This is a genomic window from Bradyrhizobium sp. 191, assembly GCF_023100985.1.
GTDB classification, from domain to species: Bacteria; Pseudomonadota; Alphaproteobacteria; order Rhizobiales; family Xanthobacteraceae; genus Bradyrhizobium; species Bradyrhizobium diversitatis.
The window spans coordinates 332,177-355,617 of the sequence record NZ_CP064692.1; the positions used below are offsets into that span (position 1 = coordinate 332,177).

Genomic DNA, 23,441 nt, shown 5'->3' on the forward strand with positions numbered 1-23,441 from the left:
GTTGCTTATCTCCCAACGGAGAGACCGACTGCGAAACGGGTAGAACTCGGATCGAAAGATCCGCCTATCAATTAATGGGTCGCTCTGGACGTTTTGGCGGTTCATCGTCGCCCTCAGATATCCCGTCAGATACGTGAAGGTGCCATCGACGCCGTCGTGGTAGGTGAAAGCGAAGCCATAGGACACTCCGTGGTTTTGACCGGAATGAGCGTACGCAGCGTTGGTTTCATTGCGATGTCGCAGCGAAGCCGTTCAGTATCGCCTGCAATCGCGAGAGGACCCTGCAGCTTCCATGCGATCTTCCGAGTGTTAGCCGGGGAAGTCGCGGAATTCCTTGACGAGATTGAACGGAATTTTCCACCCGGCGCCTCCCCCGCGCATCAGCATCTTGATGTCTTCCGCCCTGTTTTCGTTTCCGGTTTTCGGATCGGTCTCCAGCGTGTGGCCTTGGCTGTCCCAAGGTTTGGTCGCGCTCTTCGAGTAGTAGCCGAGAAAATGCCCGGCTTCATGGGCAGACGTGTTGGGCCCGCGTTGTGAGCTAATGAAGGCAAGGTCTAACGATCGAGCGAACGATCCATTGAGAGACGAGCCATTGGACCAAAGCTTATCGACGCAGAAAATGGTGAGATGGGCGCCCTTAACCTTGTGTTTGACGAAGAAGCTCTTCAGTTTTTCGACCTCGATTGCATCGGGAAGGGCCGCCAGGCTCGCATCCTTCATGCCAGTGGCATTGGCGAGCTCCTGCTTGACGCGAGCCTGCGAGTCGTCGATGACCAGCCAGTCGCTTGGCACCCGCTCGAAACGGATGTTGGCCTGCGGCCTCCATATACTGTTCATCGTCGCCAATTCATCTTGCTCGTTGCAGGGCTTCTTGGCGTGAAACGCCGGAGCGCCGCCGGTCCCCGGAACCATGACGTTGCGGAACGCCACCTTAATCTTGATCTCTGGCAGCACGGCCACATGGAGCCTGGCTTCGATCTTCCGGCCAGCCGACCGAGCCACCACCTCCAGGCCGGGAAAGCCAATCGGCTTGATCCGGCCATTGATTTCGAAGAACCGTGCATCGCTGTTGAAGGTGGCAGGAAGCGACGCCGCCCTGAGCTGCGGATCGATATCGGGTTCGGAGAAGGTGTCTCTGGCTTGCACTAGGCGCCTACGGATATCGGCGCCATCGATCTCCTTGATCCCGAGGGCATGGGGGTTGGGATCGACTTTGAGCTTTCTTCCGGGGTCGATCAGCGCCACGATGTTGGAGCCCCCGAACGGCACCACCATGCCCGGCGGGCTGCGGTGCTCGTCGATGCCGGAGCGGCGGAAGACCTCTTGAAAGGCGGCCATGGCTGGTTCTCCTGTCCTCGTCCGGTCCGACAACGCCAAATTCGCGCCCGGAAATGAGAGCCTCCGTCCTGTGGGAAGTGGCTAGATCGTCCCGCCGCCGACGAAGATTTCGACGACCACGGCGCGATTGGCGGCCCTGTTCATCACGGTCGTGTTGTCCTTCAGATACTCGTAGTGTGAAGCGGGCTTGACGGAGAAGACGCGCGAGCGGGCGCTTGGGCCGAACAGGCGAAAGACGTTCCTGGCGCGGCCCGTGCGCAGGAAGATGTTGTTCCGTTCGCCGCCGGCGCTGTCGCTGTATCCGACGATCTGAAACTGCAGCGACTTGTCGGTCTCGAATCGGATGAGCTGCGCTACCAACAGCGGATCGCGCTTGGCAATGTTCTTGAGATGCCGCCAGTCGACGCCGAAATCCCAGATGATGAGATATTGGCAAATGCCGGCCGGCGGGACCAGACTGACGTCCACACCGAGATGGCCGACCTCGGTGCGGGACGTTGCGACTTCATTGGCCACGTAGGGAAAGACGGCGGCGCTGTGAACCTTGGCAAGTGGCGAGCACCGCGGTTGCGTCGCCATATTCGGCATCTGTTCCACCGGGCCCGGCGGCGTGTATTGCGGCAGTGGCTGCGGCGCGCGTCCCATGGCCATTTCTCCCGTTGCTGGCGTGTCCTGCGCAAAGCCGAGCACTGGAGGGAGCCTCGGTTCCCACCACGGCTATGACTAGTAGTGACGCGAGCGGTCGGGGAAGTTCAAAGGCAAGGTGCGGCGGCGCTGGTTTGTTTCGGCGACTTTTCGATCTGCGATCGAGAAGAAAGTTCGGAATTGTGGGCCAGTTCATAGAAACAAGGGCGCCGGAGCCGCAGAGTTGGGAAGCTCTGTGGTTCGAACTGCTGCCGCGACGATGACAATGCGGCCGAGAGGCCTGCATCAAAATCAATCAGCGCATCGGAAATCTTGTGAGCCAGATTACATGTTTGCGGAAGCAAAATTGTAGTAGCTGCATTTTCGCGGGCGCAACGCCGCTCGCACGAGGGAGGCAGAGACAATGCGCCGGGATTTGACCATCAAGACCGGCAGCATGGCCGGCACGTCCGATTTCAGGGTCCTTGCTCCAATCAAGAAAGGGTTCGTGCCGTCGCTGGATGCGACCACGTACAAGACTCGCGTCAAATACGTGTTGCGGGCGCTGAATGGCGGACGCGCCAGCGCGTATGAATACGAACTCGCCCGTGTGTTGTCGGACTCCGTGGACCGCGTCGGACGCATTCACTCCGTGGGCATCGCCGTACTCGAACCCGAGGACGATGCCGAGAACGCCGTGGACTATGTGCTGCTGACCGCGACGTTCGACGGCTCCTGGGAAGCCTATGTCCGCGTCATCTGGCAGAAGGCCGCCCGTCTGCTCGACCTCATCTTCTGCAATACCGAGGGCTACAAGCTGGGTCACGAGAACACTTACGAAAACTGGGGCATCTGGCTCAAGAGCAGGCAGACCGAAGCCTATTTCCTCTATTCCACCCCTGACCTGACCGTGGATGACACGCGCTTCCTGCGGATGGAGGAGCGCGTCTATCGGCGAGCCTCGGGCCCAGGCGCCGATCGGATCGTCACGCAGATCAGAATTCCGTCGCCGGAGGATATTGCGCGACGATCGATATTCAAGGTCGACGGCAAGATCGGCGTCGATCCCACCAACGCCGGCTTCAGTCAACCGCTCACCATCGAAGCTGCCGGCCGGCCTCCGTTTCGCCACGGCATACGCGCGCTGGCGGCGCTCTACCATCTGGCCGACTTCTATCCGCCGGGGACGCATGACGGGGTGGTTCTGCATCGGGCCGCCCACGAGCTGCTGCCGGAATTCGTCACCATGATCAACGACCCCATTTACGCCGAAGGCGTCAAGCGGGCCCGCCGTCGCTATGAAGAGGCCCTGCTCTGGTTGATGACCCCGCCCGACGTGGCGCCGGTACGGCGCAACCTGCCGCTCGCCCTGCCGGCTGAACTGCCGTTGCGGGATCTCGGCAACGTGCAAGGCGGGATTCTGACCGCCTACCCCGCGTCGGATCACGGCTGCCTGCTGCTCTTGCAGTTCGCCAGTCCGGTCGCGCTGGCGACTTTTCTCAACGTCCTGCACGTGACGTCCGAAACCGACGCTCTGACCCCGGGGCAGATCGTTACCAACATCGCATTCACGATCGAGGGGCTGCGTCACGCCGGACTGTCCGACGCAGAGGTGCGCACACTGCCGGAAGAATTCTTGCAGGGCATGGAAAGACGCGCCGGCCTGCTCGGCGACGTGCGCTGGAATCATCCCCAGCGCTGGCGCCTTCCGGCAAGCAACTGGGCGCTCGGCATCGGCGCACCGGACCTGCGCGAAGATGATCCTTCGCCGCGCATCAGCATGAGCTCCGTCCATGCCGTCCTTCAGCTTCGCCTGCTGTCCAAGGACCCGCAGACGACGGCGGATGCGAGAAAACCGTTGATGGCCGAAATGAGCCGCCTGGTCGAGGTGGATCCTGGCGTCAGGCCGCTCTCGATTCAGTGGATGCAGCGGCAACGCGATGGGTCCTCCGAGAACATGAAGGACCATTTCGGATTCGCCGACGGCAGTTCGAATCCGGTGCTGTACGAGAGCCAGGCCGGCAAGAGCTATTCCAATCGGGTGCATCTCGGCGAGATTCTGTGCGGCTACCCGAACCTCGCCGACGAGACGGCGCCGCTCGGCGATGCGACCAATCGTGCTCACGCGATGCTCCGCGACGGCAGTTTCATGGCGCTGCGCAAGCTGCGACAGGATGTCGAGCAGCTCGAGGACGTCCTGTCCCGCGCCACGCGACAGGCGACCGAGGCGGCCGGCCCGGACGCACCCGCCCTGACGCGCGAGATGCTGATGGCCAAGATGATGGGACGCTGGCCGACCGGACATCCGAAGGCCGGCCAACCTCTGACCCCTACTCCGCCTCCCGACAAGGGCTGCAACGATTTCAACTACGACGCCGATGCGCAGGCCCAACTGTGCCCGTTTCACGCGCACATACGGCGCGCCAATCCGCGCATCCCGATCACCAAGGCGGATGCCGGCGCCCGGCCCCCCCGGATCGTCAGGCGCGGCATGTCCTACGGTCCGCCCGTCAACCGTGACGACCCGCAAGCCGCCAAATCGGTCCCGCAACCGGAGCGCGGCCTGATTTTCATGGCCTACAATGCCAGCCTCGGCGAGCAGTTCGAGGTGGTGCAAAGCTGGCTCGCCGGCGGCAACAGTTCGGGATCCTCCTCCCAGGAAAGCGATCCGTTCCTCGGCCTCGCCGAACCCGGCCGGCTTCGGCATTTTCGTTTCGAGCATGGCGGCCAGACCGTTCGTGTCGCGCTGGACGGCTCGGACCGGCTCCACGACCAGCCCTGTCCGTTCGTACGTCTGGAATGGGGAGCCTATTTCTTTGCGCCATCGAAGAAGGCGCTTGCCGATCTGCAACAATGGGCGGCGAGCCAGGGGTGCAAACCGGCGGTGACGTGGAGCGTGGATGACGGTGAACGAGAGATCGCGCGTCTGCGCCTGATCGAAAGCCGGCAGGGCGAAGCCGCGGCGATGGCCGCGTGGAAGACGGCGCTCGAAGATCCGGATTCAGCCTCGCATTTCGTCAACGCGTCGATCTGGGGTGCAATCCGCGAGCGCCACGGCGGCGTGCTCCGCACGCCCTTCGGGGTTCTGGTGGCCGACCGCGACCTCGTCCAGCAGGTCTTCACCGATTCCGACACCAAGCTGACCATCACCGGCTATCTTCCCCGCATGCAGCGGTCATTCGGCATCCTCTATCTCGGCCGCGACGCCGGACAGGCAGATCAGGCCTACGAGCAGGAATCCGCGGCGTGCAACGCTGCGATCATGTCCCTCGACCAATTCGCCTCGTTCGAGCTGGCGCGCGCGGTCACACAGAAGGTGCTGGGCTTCATGGTCAAGGAGACGATTGGTTATGCCGCCGCCGACGGCGAAGCGAGCTGGGAACTGACTGTCGACGTGCACGAATTGGTGGATCCGCTGCTCGCAGCCTTCTGCGAAAGGTGGTTCGGGTTGAGCGAAGACGGCGGCTATTTCCGCCGCGCCGGCTATCGCTGGGATTGGAAGCCAGGCGAGCCGCCCGGTTACCCCGGTCATTTCCTCTCCCCTTCGCGCTACATCTTCCAGCCTCATCCGAACAAGGAAGTGGAGGCGGTCGGCGCGGCACATGGCGACGCTGCACGCCGCGCCATGGTCGGGTTCCTCGAGCGGTTCGGGCCGACAAACGGACCCGTCACGAATGCTGTTTTCAACTCTCCGCGGGGCAAGGACGACATCCCGTTCGTGGCGCGCACAATCGCCGGCGCCATGATGGGTTTCATTCCGACCGTCGACGGAAACCTGCGCAGGATATTGAACGAATGGCTGCGTGAAGGAACCCTGTGGGCGTTGCGCGCCCGCTATGCCGGCACCGTGGCAAAGGACTACACCGATGCCCTCAACCGGCTGAGAGACGACTTCATCCCGGCCATGCAACTGCGCGCGGTGCCCGAACTGATCTGGCGGACAGCCATCGTTTCGCACACCATCGGAAATGTCGAGATCAGACCGGGAGATGTCATCGTCGCCGGCGCAGTCTCCGCCACCCAGCAGAATCTCGTCGAAGGGCGTCAGGACATCTATTATGCCTTCGGCGGCAACCGCAGGATCACGGGCCATCCCACGCATTCGTGTCCCGGAGCAGACCCGGCACTTGCCGTGATGCTGGGTTTCTTCAGCGCACTGGTGGAGACGCCGCTGCCCTTGCGCACCGGCCCCATTCCACTGAGCTTGACGATGGACGGCAGGGTTCCCGCGCCGCCGCCCTCACCCTAGAGCAGGGCTATCGCATGTGACGAGGAGCGAGGCGAGCAGCTCGCTTGCGGCATCTTTCGAGACGCCCCCCGGACGCGGGACGCCTTTGCGCGCAGTCGTCGCGCTTGGCTAGATCGCATAGTGCTGACCGCCACCGAGCAGGCCGTGCTCATCGTTGGCGCAGATGACGGGCGTGCCGGTGACAAGCCGGATCGCCCGCTCCGCATGCCAGCGCATGCCGAGCGCCTGCAGTTTCTCGGCGGCTTCCAGTGCGGTCTGGCGGGCCGCCTCGCCCTGCCCCTGCTGCGCGAGAAGCTCACCGCGTGCTGCCAGATTCAGGGCCGCATCGCGTAGCGAGGCCCGCCAGCCTGCGGACGCTTCGGCCCGCTGCAACCAGCGTTGGCTTAGCCTGAAATCCTGGCGCAGGGCCGCGAGTTTCGCGAGCGAACGGCATGCCGCCGCCTCGCCCAGCCGCTCGCCTTCGCGCGCGCGGCGCAGGACATGGACGGCATACCGCCGTGCCGTATCGACATCGCCTTCGGCTGCTGCCGCCTCGACCAGCCAGCTATATTGAACCGACGTGTAGAAGTGGAAGTTTCGCCTTTCCATCCATTGCACGGCGTTCCGCAATTGCTGCAAACCTTCGGCATCGCCGGTCGCCGACCAGCGGGCCAATCCAGACGCGGCGCGGCAATCCGCCAGCAGCAGCAGGCTGCGCATATTCTCGGCAACGCGAGCTCCCTCGACGGCGAGCCGCTCCGCCTCCTGCCAGCGACCTTGCCAGACGAGCACGACCGAAATCCAATTGCGCACCGAACCGACGACCGGGTGGGTCGAGCCTTCGACCAGGGCCATCGCTTCTCTGAAGCACTCGTGAGCGCCGTCGAAATCTCCGCGATCGGCGAGCACACTGCCTTTGCACGACAACGCGTAGGCGGTGCCGATGGCGAGGGCGCCGTGCCGGCGGCTGCGTTGCTGCTTGGTCGAGTTGGCGGCGTCGATCAAGGTGATGGCTTCGTCGTACTGGCAGCTTGCGGCGAGTATCTGGCCCAGCGAAGCTTCGATCTGAGCGATCGGGCGGTGCTCACCGAGCTTGCGTGCCAATTCCAGTGCTTTCCTTGTGTGTGTCACGGCCTCGCGAAAGCGCCCGAATGCGTAGCACATGTAGCCGAGCCATTCATACGCACTGGCCATTGCACTGAGGTCGCCGAGCGAGGACGCAATCGCGACCGCCCGCTCGAACACGGTGGTGTCGTCGGCCAACGATAGCGGGTCGAATACGCTCACCAAACCTAATTTATTGGCCAGCAAGCACCAACGCAGGGACTGCTCGCGCGCGCGGTGCGGCACGCGATCCAGCGCCTCCATGGCAAGCTGATATTGGGCACGTGCACGGTCCAGCGCGAATGCTGCCATGGCCTTGTCACCGGCGCGCTCGGCATAATGGGCCGCGCTCTCCCAATGACCCGCGCCGCGCGAGTGGTAGGCCAGGGCTTCCAGCGTGTCTTCGCGATCAGCCTGCTCGGATCGTGCCAGCAACGCGGCCTCGATGCGTCTGTGCAATGCCTGACGCTCGTGCAGACCGATCGTGTCGTAAACGGCGTCCCGCGTGATGCCATGTTTGAAGCGTAGGACGCCGCCCGCTGGATCAGCGTAGAGAAAGTCGGCGTCGGCCAGCGCCCGCACTATTGCCGGGTCTGGTTCGCTGCCGCAGGCCGACACCAGCAACCCGTGCGGCACCGTGTTGCCAATGACTGCCGCGGCGCGCACGACGTTCACCTCATCCGGCGGCAGGCGCGCCAGTCGCGAGGCGACCAGCGTTGCGATCCATCCCTGCTTGCTGCGCATTTCGAACGAAAGAGGATCGTTGGCCGCGATCGAGTGGCACAGCTCCTCGATGAACAACGGCACCCCGCCGGCATAGCTGTGAACACGGGCCACCAGGAAGGGATCTGCCTGGGGCACCCAGCGTCGCACAGCAAGGTCGGTTTCCGGGCCCTGGAACGGCTGCAGCTGCAGGGACGGCGCGTTGGCAATCCACTCGGTCTCGTCGTCGCGTGGCCGGCTGGCGAGGATGACGCGCGGTCCATTGGGCAATTGCAACAGTGCCTCCAGCAACTGTCGGCTCGCGTCATCGGACCATTGCCAATCATCGATCACCAGCACCAATGGACCCTGTGCCGACAAGACGGTAAAGAATCCGAGCAGGTCACCGACCACGCCATCGACGGTCATCCGGCCGCCGCGCGCATCGGCGCCGGTCGACGCCAGTGCAAGGATCGATTCAGCACGCGGGCCGAGGTGGGAGGCCCATGGCTGCAGGCCGGCGCGGGCAATCTCGTTGGCCTCGACGACAGATGCATCCGGTCGGATCCCCAGGTGGGCGCGCAGCATTTGCAGGAACGGTTGCAGGACTTCGGCACCGGCATAGCTTTCGCAGTTGCCCCTCAGCAGCTTGAAGGGTTCGGCACCACAGTGTCGCAACACTTCTTCCAGGAGGCGCGTCTTCCCAAGCCCGGGGCTGCCGACGACGACCACGCAGCGTTGCCTGGTCGGATGTGCCTGGTTGAGAAAATCGGTCAGAAAGTTGAAGACCTCGTTGCGACCAATAAAGGGCGTCAGGCCGCGACGAGAAGTCGCCTCGAATCGGCGGGTCGCCGTACTTCGTCTCAGCACCACGCGCGCCTGCGGCATTCCGGCCGCTGCACCCGATGTCTGAAGGCGGTCGCCGAGCTCGAAGAAATTTGCATGCGGACCGAGGGCATCGAGGCTTGCAAGGATCTGCCCCGGCGCAGCGTAGCGCGACAGATGCGCCGCAGTGTTCACGACATCGCCGATCAGGTCGTACCGGCCGGACTCGATATCTCCCTCGGTCAGGAGCAAGGTGCCGGCGTGGATACCGGAATGCATTTGAAGCGGCATGAGAGCCGGGGACACGCCATCGTGGCGCAACTGCCCGACCCACTGGTGAATATCGAGTGCCGCCTCCGCAGCACGACGACCGTCATCTTCGCCTGACAGGGGGTAGCCGAACACAGCGAGGGCACCGTCTCCCTGCGTTCTGATGATGCGACCGCCGTGCTTCGCCACCGCCCGATGCCAGATTTGCCGCAGTTGGCTCAGGAGTTCGGAAAGGTGCTCGGATTCGATGTCTCTGCCCAGCGCGGTGGATCCCACCAAGTCAGAGAAAAGCACCGTCAATCGATGACGTTCGCCTTTTCGGTCGCGCGTCTGCGTATTCATCGTCGATCGCAGCCAACTCGTTGCCGAACAGCAAGCACGGTCTCCAGCTGGTGCCAGACCAGATACCGCAAGCCATCATACGCAGCCATAGTATCTCGCCTACCCTCGGCCAGCACAAGTGGAACCCGCGGATCGCATCCTCCGAACATGGAGATCGGTGCGGCCGCGTCGGCCTAACAAATTCAAAAACCTGATGTTTTTCCCCTTGATGCGGTTCGCTGCACTGGCGAAAGCACCGCCGGCCCACCCACAGCGGCTGAGCTGGCCGCCCTGCCCGTGAAGGTCCGGGCGGAGGGTACGCCAGACGCTCGAGCTGCGGCGCCTAGCGCAGCGGCAGCAGATCCAGCTGGCTCTGCGCCTTCTTGACGGCGGCTGCGAACCAGCTCTGGCTTGGCGCTTCCTTGGCAAAGCACTCGGTACGTCCATCGCCTGGTCTTCACGGGCCATGGCGTCCTGCGGGGTCTTCCTGGCCATCATCTGCTTCCAGAGCTTCTCGCAGGCGGGATTTCAGCCGTCTTCACGGCGTCCGATGTGGCGATGAAGAAGACCTTGTCGTCCTTGATGGCGACGACATCGATTTCATGCGGTGGTCCCTTGAGGCCGCCATTGCCGCGCACGCCCTGCACGGCGACCGCGGTACTGGCGGATGCGGGCTTGGTGAGCGGCAGCTCGGCATATCTGGCGAAGGCCGCGTCCTGGATGGCGTAATGGTAAGAAGCGGTCCGACTTGAACGCGGCATCTCTCTCCTGCGGCATGCCGTCCTCGCGGTGCTCGCGCAGCCAGTGCTTGAGCAGCCCGGTCGTGGTCACCAGGGCTTGCATCTTGTCGCTCTCGGAAGCGAAGCCGAGCCCGTGCGGGAAGGTTCATCCGTCGGCGGAGTGCCGGAGCCTACTCTGCCGGTGTCAGTTGCTGCCGGTTCAGGCGTATCGCGGCGGTCTCGCGCGCGCGAACGCGGGCGCGGCGCTTGCGCCACCAGATCACGACGCCGGTGACCGACAGTGCCGCCACGACGAGGCCCATGACCGAGATCAGGATGCGGCCGAACAGCCCGACGATGCGGCCCGAATGCAGCGGGAATTGCGCCTGCACGAAGATGTCGGCGGCGGTGCCGACCCAGGGCAGTCGCTCGCCGATGGGGCGGCCGTCCTCGCTGTCGTAATAGAGCTGCGCCGGGCCGACGCCGCCGGCGCCGTGATCATCGCCGGGATGGAAGAAGGCGGCGGCATAGACGCCATGGGCCGGGCCGTAGCTGAGCGCGCCGACCGGGGTGGTCCAGCCTCGCGCCTTGCCGTCGGCGGCCGCGCGGGCGGCGATCTCGGCGAACGTCACCTTGGGCTCGATGGGATTGTCGAGATCGCGATAGGGGCGCTGCTCGTAGGGGGTCGGGGTGTAGTTCGAGACCATCTTCATCAGCGGCGAGAACACCTCGAAATAGAGGTTGAGCGAGAACGCCGTGAAGGCGATGATGAACAGCACGCCCCAGGTCCACAGGCTGAAGGCGCGATGGATGTCGAAATTGATCCGGTAGGCGCTGCCCGAGGTCTTGATGGTCCAGGCCGGTGCCCAGCGCGCCCAGAAGCCGCGCTCGAGCTGGCGCGCGACTTCGGGCGCCCGCGCCGCCTTGGCGCGCCGGCGCGAGGGCAGCGTCAGATAGAAGCCGACGAAGCAATCGATGGTCCAGATGATGGCGATGATGCCGAGCACGCGCATGCCCCAGCGGTCGCTGCCCCAGAATTCCGGGATGTGCATCGTGTAGTGCAGCTTGTACAGAAACGAGACGAAATTCTCGCGCGTGACGGGCCACACCGCGCCCCAATAGCGCCGGCCGAGCTCCACGCCGGTGTTGGGATCGAGGAAGACCTGATTGTAGTCGAGCGGGTAACGCTTGCCGGTGGCGGGATCGATCCGCGGCATGACGAAGAACCACAGCGAATGGCCCTGCTCCGGCGTCATGAAGAGGTAGACGACGCGCGCACGCGGATCGCGCTGCTCGATTATCTTGGCGAGCTCGAGCGAGGGAATGGCCGGGCCCTTCGTTGAGACATCGAACAAATGGCTGTTCAGGACGTCGTCGAGCTCGTGATCCCAGGAGATGATCGCGCCGGTGATGCCGGAGAAGAACAGGAATCCGGCCGTGAGCAATCCCGCCCAGCGATGCAGCCTGCCGAATATCGCTCTCATCGTCTTCCACTCTCATCCAGCGGTCCGGCCCCCGGTGCCAGACCGTCTTCCGTTCGAATTCACCAGCGATAGGTCAGCTTGCCGATCGCCTTGCGCCCCTCGGCATAGAAGCATCCCGCCAGGCTGTAGCACGCAGCGACGTAGCGCGTGTCGGCAACGTTGGTCACGTTCAGCGACAGCCGCCAATTGTCATGGGTGTAGGCCAGCAGCGCGTCCAGCACGGTCGAGGCACCCACCTTGAAGGTGTTGGCCTCATCGCCCCAGGTCGCGCCGACATAGCGGATTCCGCCGCCGAACTGCAAGCCCGCGAGCGGCCCGCTCTGCAGCGTATAGTCGCTCCACAACGAAGCGCGGTTGAGCGGCACCGTGACCGGCGCCTTGCCGACATTCACCGGATCCTGCGTGACCATGGCATCGACATAGGCATAGGCGGCGCGCAGGTTCCAGCCGTCGGCGAGCGACATCGTGCCTTCGAGCTCAATGCCGCGCGATTTCACCTGCCCGATTTGTTCGTAAAAGGTGGCTGCAGGCACGTACACCGCGAGGTTGTCGCGCGTCAGGTCGAAGGCGGCAAAGGTAAACAGCGCGTTCCAGCCGATCGGCTGGTACTTGACGCCGACCTCGTACTGGACGCCGGTCTCGGGATTGAGCATCTGTCCGCCAAAGCCGGTCGCGAGCAGCGGCAGGAACGATTCCGAGTAGCTGAAATAGGGCGCGATGCCATTGTCGAAATTGTACATGACGGCGGCTCGCCCGGTGAAGGCCGAAGCGTCCTTCGCGACCGTCGTGTTGGCGATGCCGTTATCGACCTGCGTCGTCACGAAATCCTGACGGCCGCCGAGCTGGAACGAGAGCCGGCCAAGCTTGATCTGATCCTGCGCATAGAGGCCGACCTGCGACTGCTTGACGCCAGTCTTGTCGCTCGGCACGCCGTCCACAGCATAGTCGTAGCTATACACCGGGTTGAAGACATTGATCGTCGGAGACGAGGTCGTCACGCCATAAGCGGTGTCGCGGAAGGACGTGTTGCGGTAGTCGACGCCGACCAGCGTGGTGTGGCTGAAAATGCCGGTGTTGAACTTGCCCTGGAGCTGATTGTCCACCGCAAAGGAGTTGATGTAGGAGTTGCTGTAACTGCCATAGCGCGCGAGCTGCCCTGCGGCTTCGTCGGTATAGCCGCCGCCGTAAAACACCTTTTCCTCGTTGTGCTGATAGGCGTAGCGCAGGTTCTGGCGGAACGTAATGTTGTCGGTGAAGTTGTGCGCCAACTGGTAGCCGACGGTCGCGATCTCGGTGTTGAACGCGTCGAAGCTCGGCACGCCCGCGAAGAACGAGACCGGAATGGTGCGGCCGTTGTTCGGCCACACCGTACCCGACGCCGGCAAGAACTGGAGACCCCACCCTGCTCGATCGCGCTGATAGTTGGCGAGCAAGGTGATGGTGGTGTCCTCGTTCGGCTTGAAGGTGACGGCGGGCGCGATGAAGACGCGATTGTCCTTGCTGAAGTCGACCTGGGTCTCGCCGTCGCGAACCACGCCGGTGAGACGCCACAGCACCGTGCCTTCCTTGTTGGCGGGGCCGCCCATGTCGAACTGGCCCTGATAGCGGTTGAAGCTGCCGCCAGAGATCGAAACCTCGCCGAACTGCTGCGCAGTCGGCAGCTTGGTCACGTAGTTGAGGACGCCGCCGGTGCCGCTGCCGCCGTACATGGCGGAGGACGGGCCCTTGAGCACCTCGATGCGTTCGGCGCCATAGGGATCGAGGCCGTTGAAATGCACGTAGTTGCTGGACGGAATCCGCAAGCCGTCGACGTAGAGGCCCGGCATGGTCATGTCGAAGCCGCGGATCTGGAGTCCGCCGAAGCGGGTGTCCGAGCCGCCATTGACGTCACCGCTGACGCCGGCGGTGTAGCGCAGGGCCTCGCCGATCGAGACCGCGCCCTGGTTCCTGATCTGATCGGTCGTGATGACGGACACCGACTGTGGCGTCTCGATCAAGGGCGTATCGGTCTTGGTGGCGGTGCCGCTCCTTGTCGCGACGAAACCACGCACCGGTCCATTGGCGCGTTCGCCCGTGGCGCCGTTCGATGATGCCGACTGAGTCGGGGTGGCCTGCTGCGCCGGAGCGCGACGATTGGCGCGTGCGGTGCGAGTTGCCGCCGCCCTTCGCGACGAAGCAATTGCCGCCGAACGGGCGCGCTCTGCCGGCGCTTCCACGGTAACAGCAGGAATCTGCGCCTGCGCTCGCGCGGAACCGAACGGCACGGTGAGAGCAAGTGTGCTGACCGCACCGAAGAAAAGCACCTGAATCAGTTGACGACGCGTGTCGGAACGCAAAGGAAACTGGAAGTCTGTCACGTCTCGTAAAGTCCCACGCACTGCCGGCTTCGCCGGTTTTGTTCTTGATGCCCCGCCCTAACTCAGGCGGTTTGGGAGTGCGATAGGAACAACGTTAGAATTTCTCCAGACGAGTGCGCAGCATGCGCGACCAATGCGCTCATCGGCAGGCTGACGTTGCCTGCCTTCCCTGGGCAACCTTCGTCCCGATCTGACCTGATTGATTTCGGAGTGTTTCTGTGGCGACGCGTGCTGTGTCTGTCAGCGGTGCTATCGGGATCAAATTCCTGCCGACCGATCGCGGCTCATGGCCAATCGGCGAAATTCAGCGTTGGCCTTGATCGCCCCGCCCTCACGCGTGCAGCAACGCGTCGCCGCCACATGCCGGGCGCCTCGCCGGTGTGCTTGCGGAAGAAGCGGCTGAAATAGGCAGTGTCCTTGAAGCCGAGCGCGAACGCGACCTGCTTGACGGCGGCCGTGCCGGCCTCCAGCCGCGCCGCGGCTTCCTTGACGACACGCTGCTGGATCAACTCGCTTGGCGATCGCTGGAGTTCGCGACTGCACAGCGAGTGCAGGCGGTCCGCCGTTATGCCGAGCAGATTGGCGTAGTCGCTGACGCGCAGATGCTGGTGATATCTCTCCTCGAGCAGTCGGCGGAAGCGGCTCAAGACGTCCGCATTGCTGCCCTGGTCATCCTGATCGTTGTTGCCGGCGAAGAGACGCCAGAAGCGCAACACGCACAGCGTGAGCTCGGCCGACATGATCGACCCTGCACCGCTGCGCGTCGGCAATGCGATCTCGGTTGCGATTGCTCCGATCGAACGCGACATCGTCGTCACGAGTTCGGGCTCGACCGGCAATGTCATGATGCCCGCGGCGCTTTCGAGGGCCAGATAGGCCGGCTCCGCCGATGGCGGCAGGAAGCGGTGCCATACGCCGGAGCGCAATTGCAAGAGCTCGGCAGTCGCCCCGGCGGATATCTCCAAATACTCGGCCGAGCCCGCCGGCAACCAGATCAGAGCGGGCCCGGTCAATGCGATCACCTGACCGGCCTGGCGGATCTCGGCAGCGGAGCCGCGATGAAGGCAAAGCAAATGGATGAACGGCCGGGCCGCCTTCGACCCAAGCATCCAGCGTCTCGCAACATAGTGCGATCCGATCAACGCGGCGCCGACCGGTGCCGATGCCGCCGGTGCGGCGATTGCGACCGGATGGACGCCCGCGACCGCTCGACGCACCTGACCGATGGGACCGGAAACGTCCAATCTTTCCCCGGATTTGTCCATTGTGCGAACAAAACCGACAGTGCTTGCTAGGTCAAGTCCCGATCGCGGCCGGCTTCCGAGCGGCGCCGAAGAAATCAGGACGATGAGGAAGCGACCACTTTCATTGTTGCGAACAATCGCTTGAGTGAACACGAGGGAGGATCGACATGTTTTCGGCGAGCCGTCGAACGTTGCTGCGCGTCACTGGCCTGATGGCTTTCGCCACGGCGCTGGGGACCTTTACGTCCGCAGCCGATGCGCAGGAGAAGATCCGGATCGGCTATGCGATCTCCAAAACCGGGCCCTATGCCGGCGGCGCCGGCATCACCACCCTGCCGAACTACGAGCTGTGGGTGAAGGACGTGAACGCCGCGGGCGGCATCAAGCTCGGCGACAAGAAGCTGCCGATCGAGGTCGTTGAGTACGACGATCGCAGCAGTTCGGAAGAAGCGGTCAAGGCGATCGAGCGCCTCGCCAACCAGGACAAGGTCGATTTCATTCTTCCGCCCTGGGGCACTGGCCTCAATCTCGCCGTGGGGCCGACGTTGAACCGCCTCGGCTATCCGCACCTCGCGGTCACCTCCGTGACCGACAAGGCCCCGGAGCTGGCCAAGCGCTGGTCGAACGCGACGTTCTGGCTCGGCACCTCGGCGCAGATCTCCGATGCGCTCGCCGAGCTGCTTGGCAGGCTCAAGCGCGAGAGCAAGATCGGCGGCACCATCGCGATGGTGAGCGTCGCCGACCAGTTCGGCATCGAGCTCTCCACGGCCGCCCGCGAGGCTTTCAAGAAGGCGGGCTTCACCCTGGCCTACGACAAGACCTATCCAATGGGGTCGCAGGACCTTCAGCCCTTGCTCAACGATGCGATCGCCGCCAAGCCCGATGCCTTCATCGCCTTCAGCTATCCGCCTGACACGATTGCGCTGACCGAACAGGCCCAGCTGCTGAAGTTCAACCCGAAGATCTTCTACGTAGGCGTCGGTACTGCCTTTCCGCTCTACAAGGGCAAGTTCGCCGCCAACAGCGACGGCGTGATGGGGATTGGCGGCTGGAACGCGGACTCGCTGCAGCTCAAGGACTATCTCGCGCGCCACAAGGCCGCAACCGGCAAGGAGCCCGATCGCTGGGCGAGTTCGATCACCTATGCGAGCTTGCAGGTGCTGCAGCAGGCCATCGAGAAGGTCGGCAAGCTCGATCGCGCCGCGGTCGCGGCGGAAATCCGCGGGGGCACGTTCGACACCATCATCGGCAAGGTCAAGCTGAAGGACGGGCTGCTCCAGGAGGTGTGGAGCGTCGGCCAATGGCAAAATGGCGAGTTCTACGGCCTCGCCCCAACCTCGCTCCCGGGCGCACGCGCGCCGGTCGTACCCAAGGCGCAATGGCAGTGAGTCCGGCAGGCAGGCCTTGCTTCACGAGGCCTGCCGGCCGTTCGATCCGAGGGGACGCCGTCTCATGCTGCTTGTCGACATCGTCCTGCCGGGTCTGGTGCTCGGTGGCATGTATGCGCTGATCGCGCTGGGGCTGACGCTTCAATACGGCGTGGCGCGGATCATGAATCTGTCCTACGGCGAGTCGCTGGTCGCGGCCGCCTTTGGCGCACTTTCGCTGTACACAGGCCTGGGTCTCAGTCCGCTTGCGGCGCTGCTGCTGGCCGTGCCGGTCGCGATGGTGCTGAACTGGCTGCTCTATCGCTTCCTGCTGGAGCGGCTGATGCAGCGGGGCAAGGACCGGGGCGCGCAGGAGATCGACAGCATCCTCGTCACTTTCGGCGTGTTGTTCGTGATCCAGGGCGCCATGCTGGTCGCCTTCGGCGGCCAGTACTACAGCTATAGCTATCTCTCCATTCCGCTGACGATCATGGGATCGACCCTTGCGGTCAACCGCCTGGTCGCGCTGCTGTTCGCAACCATGGTCGGCGGCGCCGTGTATCTTGCCCTGACCCGCACGCGGATCGGCACAGCGGTCCGCGCCATCGCGGTGGACGCCAATGCGGCGCGCCTCGTCGGGATCGACGTGGCGGCCTTGTCGGGGCTTGCGTTCGCCTTCGGCGGCGGCCTTGTCGCCGTCGGTGGCGTGCTCGTCAGCATGTTTCTCACCTTCAATGCGGCCATGGGCGTGGTCTTCACCATGAAGGCGCTGGTCGTCGTCATCATGGGCGGCGTCGGCAACGTCATGGGCGCGCTGGTCGCGGGGTTGCTGCTCGGCGTGGTCGAGACCGCCGTGGCCCGGCTGGTCGATCCGGGCCTGACGCTGGCTGCGACCTATGCGTTGTTTCTCGGCGTGCTGCTGATCAAGCCGACCGGCCTGTTCGGGAGAGCAGCGTCGTGACGGGGCTCGTCCGGACGTCGCTGTGGTGCGCCGGCCTCGTCGCGGCCGCGGCCATCGCCGCCTATCCGCTGTATGCCGACGGCTATTATCTCGCGCTCGGCATCAGTGTTCTCTATTTCACGATCCTGGCGACCGCCTGGGCGATGTTCTCAGGCCCCACCCGCTACGTCTCGCTTGCGACAGTCGCCTTCTTCGGCCTCGGCGCCTACACGGCCGCCGCCCTTGGGGAGACGATGCCCTGGCCCGTCGTGATGCTGGCCGCCGCCGGCCTCGGCGCGCTGACCGCCGCCATCACCGGGCTTTCCACCCTCCGCCTGTCCGGCATCTATTTCGTGATCTTCTCGTTCGGCCTCGCCGAGCTCATCCGGCAACTTGTGATCTGGTACGAGGTCAACATCCACAAGTCGGTCGGCCGCTACCTGTTCAGCGCGGTGACACAGGACATCCTGTACTGGCAGCTCCTTGGCCTGACCGCGCTCGTGTTTCTCGTGGGCTGGCTGCTCGGGCGGTCGCGCTACGGGCTGGCGCTACGCGCCATCGGCGCCGATGAAACCGCGGCCAGCCATTCCGGCATCGACGCCACGCGGGTCAAGCTCGGCGTCTTCGTTCTGAGCGCGACATTCATGGCGATGACCGGCGCGGTGATGGCGCCGCGCTGGACGTATATCGATCCCGCGATCGCCTTCAATCCGACGATCTCGTTCCAGGTCGTGATCATGGCGTTGCTGGGCGGCGCAGGCTCGCTGTTCGGGCCTGTGCTGGGCGTCGTTCCGCTGGTCTTGCTGTTCGAGGTGCTGACCGCGACCCTGCCCAACCATTTCAGCATCGTGCTGGGCGTCATCTTCGTGCTCATCGTCTTGGCGCTGCCGAATGGCGTGATCGGCTTGTTCAGGACCGGGCGCTGGCGGATTCCGGTGGGTTCTCCCGCCGCAGCGTTCGCGCGCACGATGAACAAGGCACCGCTTCTCGCAGTCGAAGGCGTCAGCAAGTCATTCAGCGGATTGCGCGCGGTCGATGGCGTCAGCTTCACGGTCGCAGCCGGCGAGATCATCGGCATCATCGGCCCGAACGGCTCGGGCAAGACGACGCTGCTGAATACGCTGTCCGGCGCCTTGAAGCCCTCATCGGGCACGATCCGGTTCAGTGGCACCGTCCTCACCGGTTTGCGGGCATACCAGATTGCGCGCCTGGGCCTCGCGCGCACGTTCCAGCTGGTGCGTGTGATGCCGGACCTGACCGTCGCCGAGAACGTAGCGGCAGCGCGGCTGTTCTCCACGTCGGACGGTTCCGACACGACGGGACGCGAGCTGCTCGACCTGGTCGGGCTCGGCACCATGCATGAAACGCTCGCGCGCGAATTGACCTATATCGACCAGAAGCGGCTGGAGCTTGCCCGTGCGCTGGCGCTTCGGCCTCGCCTCGTGCTGCTCGACGAATGGCTGGCGGGCCTCAATCCGAGCGAGCTCGAAACGGGCATCGCCCTGATCGCGAAACTGCGCGAGCGCGGCCTGACCATCATCATGGTCGAGCATGTCATGGATGCGATCCGCGCGCTCTGCGGCCATTGCATCGTCATGAACGCCGGCCGCGTGATCGCGCGCGGCGCGCCGGACGAGGTGCTGGCCGATCCGAAGGTCGTCGCGGCCTATCTCGGAGACGACGATGCTTGAAGTCGCCGCCCTCTCCCATTTCTACGGCAAGCATCAGGCGCTGGCCGATGTCACGCTCGGCATCGCCCAGGGCGAGATCGTCGCGATCCTCGGTGCCAATGGTGCCGGCAAGTCGACCTTGCTCAAGAGCATCGCCGGTCTGATCAAGCCCGCCCTCGGGGCGACCATCCGGTTCGAGGGGGAAAACATCGGCGAGTTGCCGGCTCATCTCATTGTGGAGCGCGGCATCGCCCTGGTGCCGGAGGGACGCGGCGTGTTTGGTGACCTGACCGTTGCCGAGAACTTGCAGCTTGGCGCCTATCCGGCCCGTGCGCGCGCGGGCGAAGCGGACCGGCTCGCGAAAACCCTGGAATTGTTCCCGCGCTTGGCCGAGCGCCTGCCCCAGGCCGTCCGCACCATGAGCGGCGGCGAGCAGCAGATGGTCGCGATCGGCCGCGCCTTGATGTCGAACCCGCGTCTCCTTCTGCTCGACGAGCCTTCGCTCGGGCTGTCTCCCCTGCTCAGCCGCGAGGTCTTTCGCGCGCTGACGCAGATACGCGCCGGTGGCGTCGGCGTGCTGCTGGTTGAGCAGAATGCCCGGGCAAGCCTCGATCTCGCCGATCGGGTCTACCTGATCGAGTCCGGCCGCAACGCCGGCAGCGGACCGGCCAGCGCGATGAAGAACGATCCCGAGATTCAGCGCGCCTATCTGGGCAAGGCGCGCGCTGCATCAAGATAGTCACCCAGCAACCCATATCACCCGGAAACCCATGGAGAGTTCCATGAACGCAATCGACCTTCTCATCGGCGGCAAGGACCAGTCGGCCAGCAATCAGCGCACCTTCCAGCGTCACAACCCGATTTCCGGCGAGATCGCATCCATCGTGGCGGCGGCCTCGATCGACGATGCGATGCGCGCTGCCGACGCGGCGGCCGCGGCTTTTCCGGCTTGGTCGCAGCTCGGTCCCTCCGAGCGCCGCAAGCGGCTCAGCGCTGCCGCCGACATCCTCGCGCGCCGGGCAGCGGAGTTCACCGCGCTGATGGTGGCCGAGACCGGTGCCACCGCGGGCTGGGCCGGCTTCAACGCGCATCTTGCAGAGGGCATGCTCCGCGAAGCCGCGGCAATGACGACGCAGATATCCGGCGAGGTCATTCCGACCGACAAGCCCGACAATCTCGCCATGGCGTTCCGCCAGCCGGTCGGTGTGGTGCTCGGCATTGCGCCCTGGAACGCGCCGGTCATCCTCGGCGTCCGCTCAGTCGCCATGCCGCTCGCCTGCGGGAACACCGTGGTGCTGAAGGCCTCCGAGATGAGCCCCGGCGTGCACCGCCTGATTGGAAGCTGCCTCTCCGAGGCTGGTCTCGGTGACGGCGTCGTCAATGTCGTGACCAACGCGCCCGAGGACGCGCAGGCCGTCGTCGAGGCACTGATCGCGCACCCTGCCATCCGCCGCGTCAACTTCACCGGCTCGACCCGGGTCGGCCGCCTCATTGCGCTGGCTTGCGCCAAACATCTGAAGCGCGCGCTGCTGGAGCTCGGCGGCAAGGCCCCGCTCGTCATCCTCGACGACGCCGATCTCGACGCGGCCGTGAACGCGGCTGCCTTCGGCGCCTTCATGAACCAGGGGCAGATCTGCATGTCGACGGAGCGGATCGTCGTCGACGACAAGGTCGCCGACGCCTTCATCGCCAAGTTCGCCGCCAAGGCAAAGGGGCTTCCTTTCGGCGATCCAAGCAAGGCAAATGTCGTGCTCGGCTCGCTCGTCAGTGCTGCTGCCTGCGATCGCGTCAGGGGCCTGATCGACGATGCCGTCTCCAAGGGAGCGGTGCTCGCGGCGGGCGGACACGGGAGCGGCACCATCATGCCGGCCACCATCGTCGATCACGTCACGCCGGCGATGCGCATCTACGGCGAGGAGAGCTTTGGTCCGGTCGTGACCGTCGTCCGCGTCAGCGGGATCGACGAGGCCGTGCGGGTCGCCAACGACACGGAATATGGTCTCTCGTCCGCGGTATTCGGTCGCGACATTGCGCGCGCCCTCGGTGTTGCCAAGCGGATCGAGGCCGGCATCTGCCACGTCAATGCTCCGACCGTGCACGACGAACCGCAGATGCCGTTCGGCGGCACCAAGGCATCGGGCTACGGGCGCTTTGGTGGCAAGGCGGCGATCGACGAATTCACCGAGCTGCGCTGGATCACCGTGCAGACCGGGCCACGGCATTATCCGTTCTGACCGGACGGACTATTGCTCTTGGCAGCACGAGCTGCCGGCATCCTTCCCGGTGCCGGCCAGCACGCTGCGTCTGTTGCGGTCCGGTGGAATATCTCCGGCCGCATTGGCCGCGAAGAATCCGGTCGGCTTGAGCACGAAGCCGGCATATTCGACCGGCATGATCGGAAAGTCCTCGGGTTTGCAGACATGGGTGTGGCCGAAGGAGTGCCAGACCACGATGTCGGTATTCTCGATGTTGCGGTTCTGCGCGGCGTAGCGCGGCAAGCCGTCGCCGCCGGCGTGGACGTTGGGATAGTCGCCGCTGGCGTATTTCTCGTTGGCATCGAACGCAGTCACCCAGACATGCTTCGTGGCGAAGCCGCCGCGCTTGCGCACATAGCTGCCCTCCTGCGCCAGCATCAGCGGGCTCGGATTGACCACGAGCTTATAGGCGGGAGCATTGCCGACCGAGTTGGTCTCGTTGGGATTGCTGATCTTCCAGAAGCGGCCGATCTCGCCGTTGGCGATCGCCGCTGCGTCACGCTCACGCGACAGGACGCGCGTGGTGGTGTCGAACACGTTGCCGTGTGGATTGTCGTGGCCCCAGGGCCGCGGCACGAACTCGTGCTCGGTGACGGTATTGCCGCCGCCGTCGAGATCCATATGCAGGCGGACGTTGAAGAAGTGCTGATGCGTCGGTCCACCCAGCTGGTCATCGACCATGCCGCCCCATTTGTAAGTCTCGCCAGGCGGCACCGCCGCGGTCTGGATGATGCCGGTGAGCTTGGTCTCCAACTGGATCGTGCCGTCCTGGTAGAGGTACCAGTAGAAGCCGTAGTCGTAGTTGCCGACGGTCGCGAAGAACGAGATCACGAGCCGCCGGGACCGGCGGACCTCGAACAGGCCGTTGCGAAATTCGTAGTGTTTCCAGGCGATTCCATAATCTTCTTCATGCATGCAGATGGCGTTCTGCATGACGAAGGGCTCGCCCTTGTTGTCGGCCGCCGGCACGTCGAAATAGTGGATGTTGCCGAGGCAGTCGCAACCAAGTTCGAGTGCGTTCGCGAGCATGCCGAGGCCATATTCGCCGGCATCGAACGCCGACTTCCAGAAATGGTTCGCGGTCGGGTCGGCATAAGGCACGACCATCTCAGTGACGCTGGCGCGGTGGATCAGCGACCGTTTTCGCGCGCCGTCCTGGTAGGCGAGCTGATGCAGCACGAGGCCCTCGCGTGGCGTGAATCCGACGCGAAAGCTCCATTTCTGCCAATCGACCTTCCAGCCGTCGACCTTGAAGCTCACGCCCTCCGGCTGCTCGATATGCAGCGGCTTGATGTCGGTGCGCGGGTTGGTGACTTCGTGAGCGCCGTAATTTCGCTTCTTGCGCGGGATCGGTACGATCGGATCTGCATCCGTGAGATCGATGACCTTGCCGCCGATCAGATCGACCACGGCGACGACGCCCTCGATCGGATGGGCATAACCGTTGTCCTGCAGATGCTCGCGGAAAAAGCTGACGGCGCGTACGATGCGCGCGCCGCGCTCGAATTCCATGTCGAAGAAGCCCGAGGAGAACGGATCGACCTGGACCAGCTCGATGTCCCTATCGCTGAGCCCGCGCCGATGCATCGCAGCGCGCCAGCCGGGATCGGCTTTCACCACCGCCTCGCACTTGAAGAACTCTTCCAGCATCACCGGTGGCTGCCCATAGGGCACGTCGCGGTTGGGGAGGAGCTTCCGATCGACGATCTCGCCGCGGCCAAGATCGACGATGTGCTCGATGGCCTCGCCGTTGGCGATGTCAAGTGTCAGCACGAAGGCACGGCGCCCTGCTCCGCCCGCGGCCAGCTCCTGCTTGGTCGGCTCTTCCAGCCGTACCGTCGGGAAGCGGCAGTGCTCCGGCGAGCTTGCGGCCGCACGCACCAGCGTGCAGGCCGCCCTGATCTCCTCAGTCGTCAGAGGATCGAGCGCATGCGCGTTGGCGGCCTGGGCGGGCGATCGGGCTTTGGCGTGGTCTAGCATGATGATGTCCAGA

General features: G+C 64.3%; 13 protein-coding genes and 1 pseudogene. 6 read left to right on the top strand and 8 right to left on the bottom strand.

Annotated elements, in window-relative coordinates; genetic code table 11:
• Positions 1 to 309 precede the first annotated feature (309 nt).
• A complete protein-coding gene (locus tag IVB23_RS01535; protein ID WP_247802294.1) occupies positions 310 to 1,338 on the bottom strand; it encodes a hypothetical protein in 1,029 nt (342 codons plus the stop codon).
• A gap of 81 nt (positions 1,339 to 1,419) precedes the next feature.
• The gene (locus tag IVB23_RS01540; protein ID WP_247802295.1) at positions 1,420 to 1,983 is read right to left on the bottom strand and encodes a hypothetical protein; all 564 of its coding nucleotides are present in this window, start codon (positions 1,981 to 1,983) and stop codon (positions 1,420 to 1,422) included.
• 403 nt (positions 1,984 to 2,386) lie between these two features.
• On the opposite strand from IVB23_RS01540, the gene IVB23_RS01545 reads away from it, so the two are divergent.
• Positions 2,387 to 6,211, top strand: coding sequence for a hypothetical protein (locus IVB23_RS01545; protein WP_247802296.1), 3,825 nt, complete (start codon positions 2,387 to 2,389; stop codon positions 6,209 to 6,211).
• 108 nt (positions 6,212 to 6,319) lie between these two features.
• Here the strand turns inward: IVB23_RS01545 and IVB23_RS01550 are convergent, their stop codons facing one another.
• From IVB23_RS01550 to IVB23_RS01570, 5 genes and pseudogenes are all read right to left on the bottom strand, one after another.
• Positions 6,320 to 9,433 (bottom strand): adenylate/guanylate cyclase domain-containing protein, encoded by a 3,114-nt coding sequence (locus IVB23_RS01550; RefSeq protein ID WP_247802297.1) that lies wholly within the window; start codon positions 9,431 to 9,433, stop codon positions 6,320 to 6,322.
• Positions 9,434 to 9,755: 322 nt separating this feature from the next.
• A pseudogene (locus tag IVB23_RS01555) lies at positions 9,756 to 10,285 on the bottom strand (hypothetical protein); the annotation flags it as partial.
• A 37-nt stretch (positions 10,286 to 10,322) separates the two neighbouring features.
• Positions 10,323 to 11,615 (bottom strand): siderophore utilization protein FsrB, encoded by a 1,293-nt coding sequence (gene fsrB, locus IVB23_RS01560; RefSeq protein WP_247802298.1) that lies wholly within the window; start codon positions 11,613 to 11,615, stop codon positions 10,323 to 10,325.
• Positions 11,616 to 11,674: 59 nt separating this feature from the next.
• Positions 11,675 to 13,666, bottom strand: coding sequence for a TonB-dependent siderophore receptor (locus tag IVB23_RS01565; RefSeq protein WP_247802299.1), 1,992 nt, complete (start codon positions 13,664 to 13,666; stop codon positions 11,675 to 11,677).
• 590 nt (positions 13,667 to 14,256) lie between these two features.
• A complete protein-coding gene (locus IVB23_RS01570) occupies positions 14,257 to 15,081 on the bottom strand; it encodes a helix-turn-helix domain-containing protein (protein WP_246515380.1) in 825 nt (274 codons plus the stop codon).
• 302 nt (positions 15,082 to 15,383) lie between these two features.
• On the opposite strand from IVB23_RS01570, the gene IVB23_RS01575 reads away from it, so the two are divergent.
• The 5 genes from IVB23_RS01575 to IVB23_RS01595 all read left to right on the top strand — a co-directional run bounded on the left by IVB23_RS01575 (position 15,384) and on the right by IVB23_RS01595 (position 21,427).
• Entirely contained in the window at positions 15,384 to 16,604 is a 1,221-nt protein-coding gene (locus tag IVB23_RS01575; RefSeq protein ID WP_247802300.1) for an amino acid ABC transporter substrate-binding protein, read from the top strand.
• Between the two features lie 64 nt (positions 16,605 to 16,668).
• Positions 16,669 to 17,544, top strand: coding sequence for a branched-chain amino acid ABC transporter permease (locus tag IVB23_RS01580; RefSeq protein ID WP_197966250.1), 876 nt, complete (start codon positions 16,669 to 16,671; stop codon positions 17,542 to 17,544).
• The gene (locus tag IVB23_RS01585) at positions 17,541 to 19,214 is read left to right on the top strand and encodes a branched-chain amino acid ABC transporter ATP-binding protein/permease (RefSeq protein ID WP_247802301.1); all 1,674 of its coding nucleotides are present in this window, start codon (positions 17,541 to 17,543) and stop codon (positions 19,212 to 19,214) included. The genes IVB23_RS01580 and IVB23_RS01585 overlap by 4 nt, the downstream gene beginning before the upstream one ends.
• Positions 19,207 to 19,932, top strand: coding sequence for an ABC transporter ATP-binding protein (locus IVB23_RS01590; protein ID WP_197966249.1), 726 nt, complete (start codon positions 19,207 to 19,209; stop codon positions 19,930 to 19,932). Before IVB23_RS01585 ends, IVB23_RS01590 begins: the two co-directional genes overlap by 8 nt.
• Before the next feature lie 43 nt (positions 19,933 to 19,975).
• The gene (locus tag IVB23_RS01595) at positions 19,976 to 21,427 is read left to right on the top strand and encodes an aldehyde dehydrogenase (protein WP_247802302.1); all 1,452 of its coding nucleotides are present in this window, start codon (positions 19,976 to 19,978) and stop codon (positions 21,425 to 21,427) included.
• A 9-nt stretch (positions 21,428 to 21,436) separates the two neighbouring features.
• Here the strand turns inward: IVB23_RS01595 and IVB23_RS01600 are convergent, their stop codons facing one another.
• Positions 21,437 to 23,428 carry a primary-amine oxidase gene (locus IVB23_RS01600; RefSeq protein WP_247802303.1) on the bottom strand — a complete coding sequence of 664 codons (1,992 nt, stop codon included), beginning with the start codon at positions 23,426 to 23,428 and terminating at the stop codon, positions 21,437 to 21,439.
• Between the last annotated feature and the right edge of the window lie 13 nt (positions 23,429 to 23,441).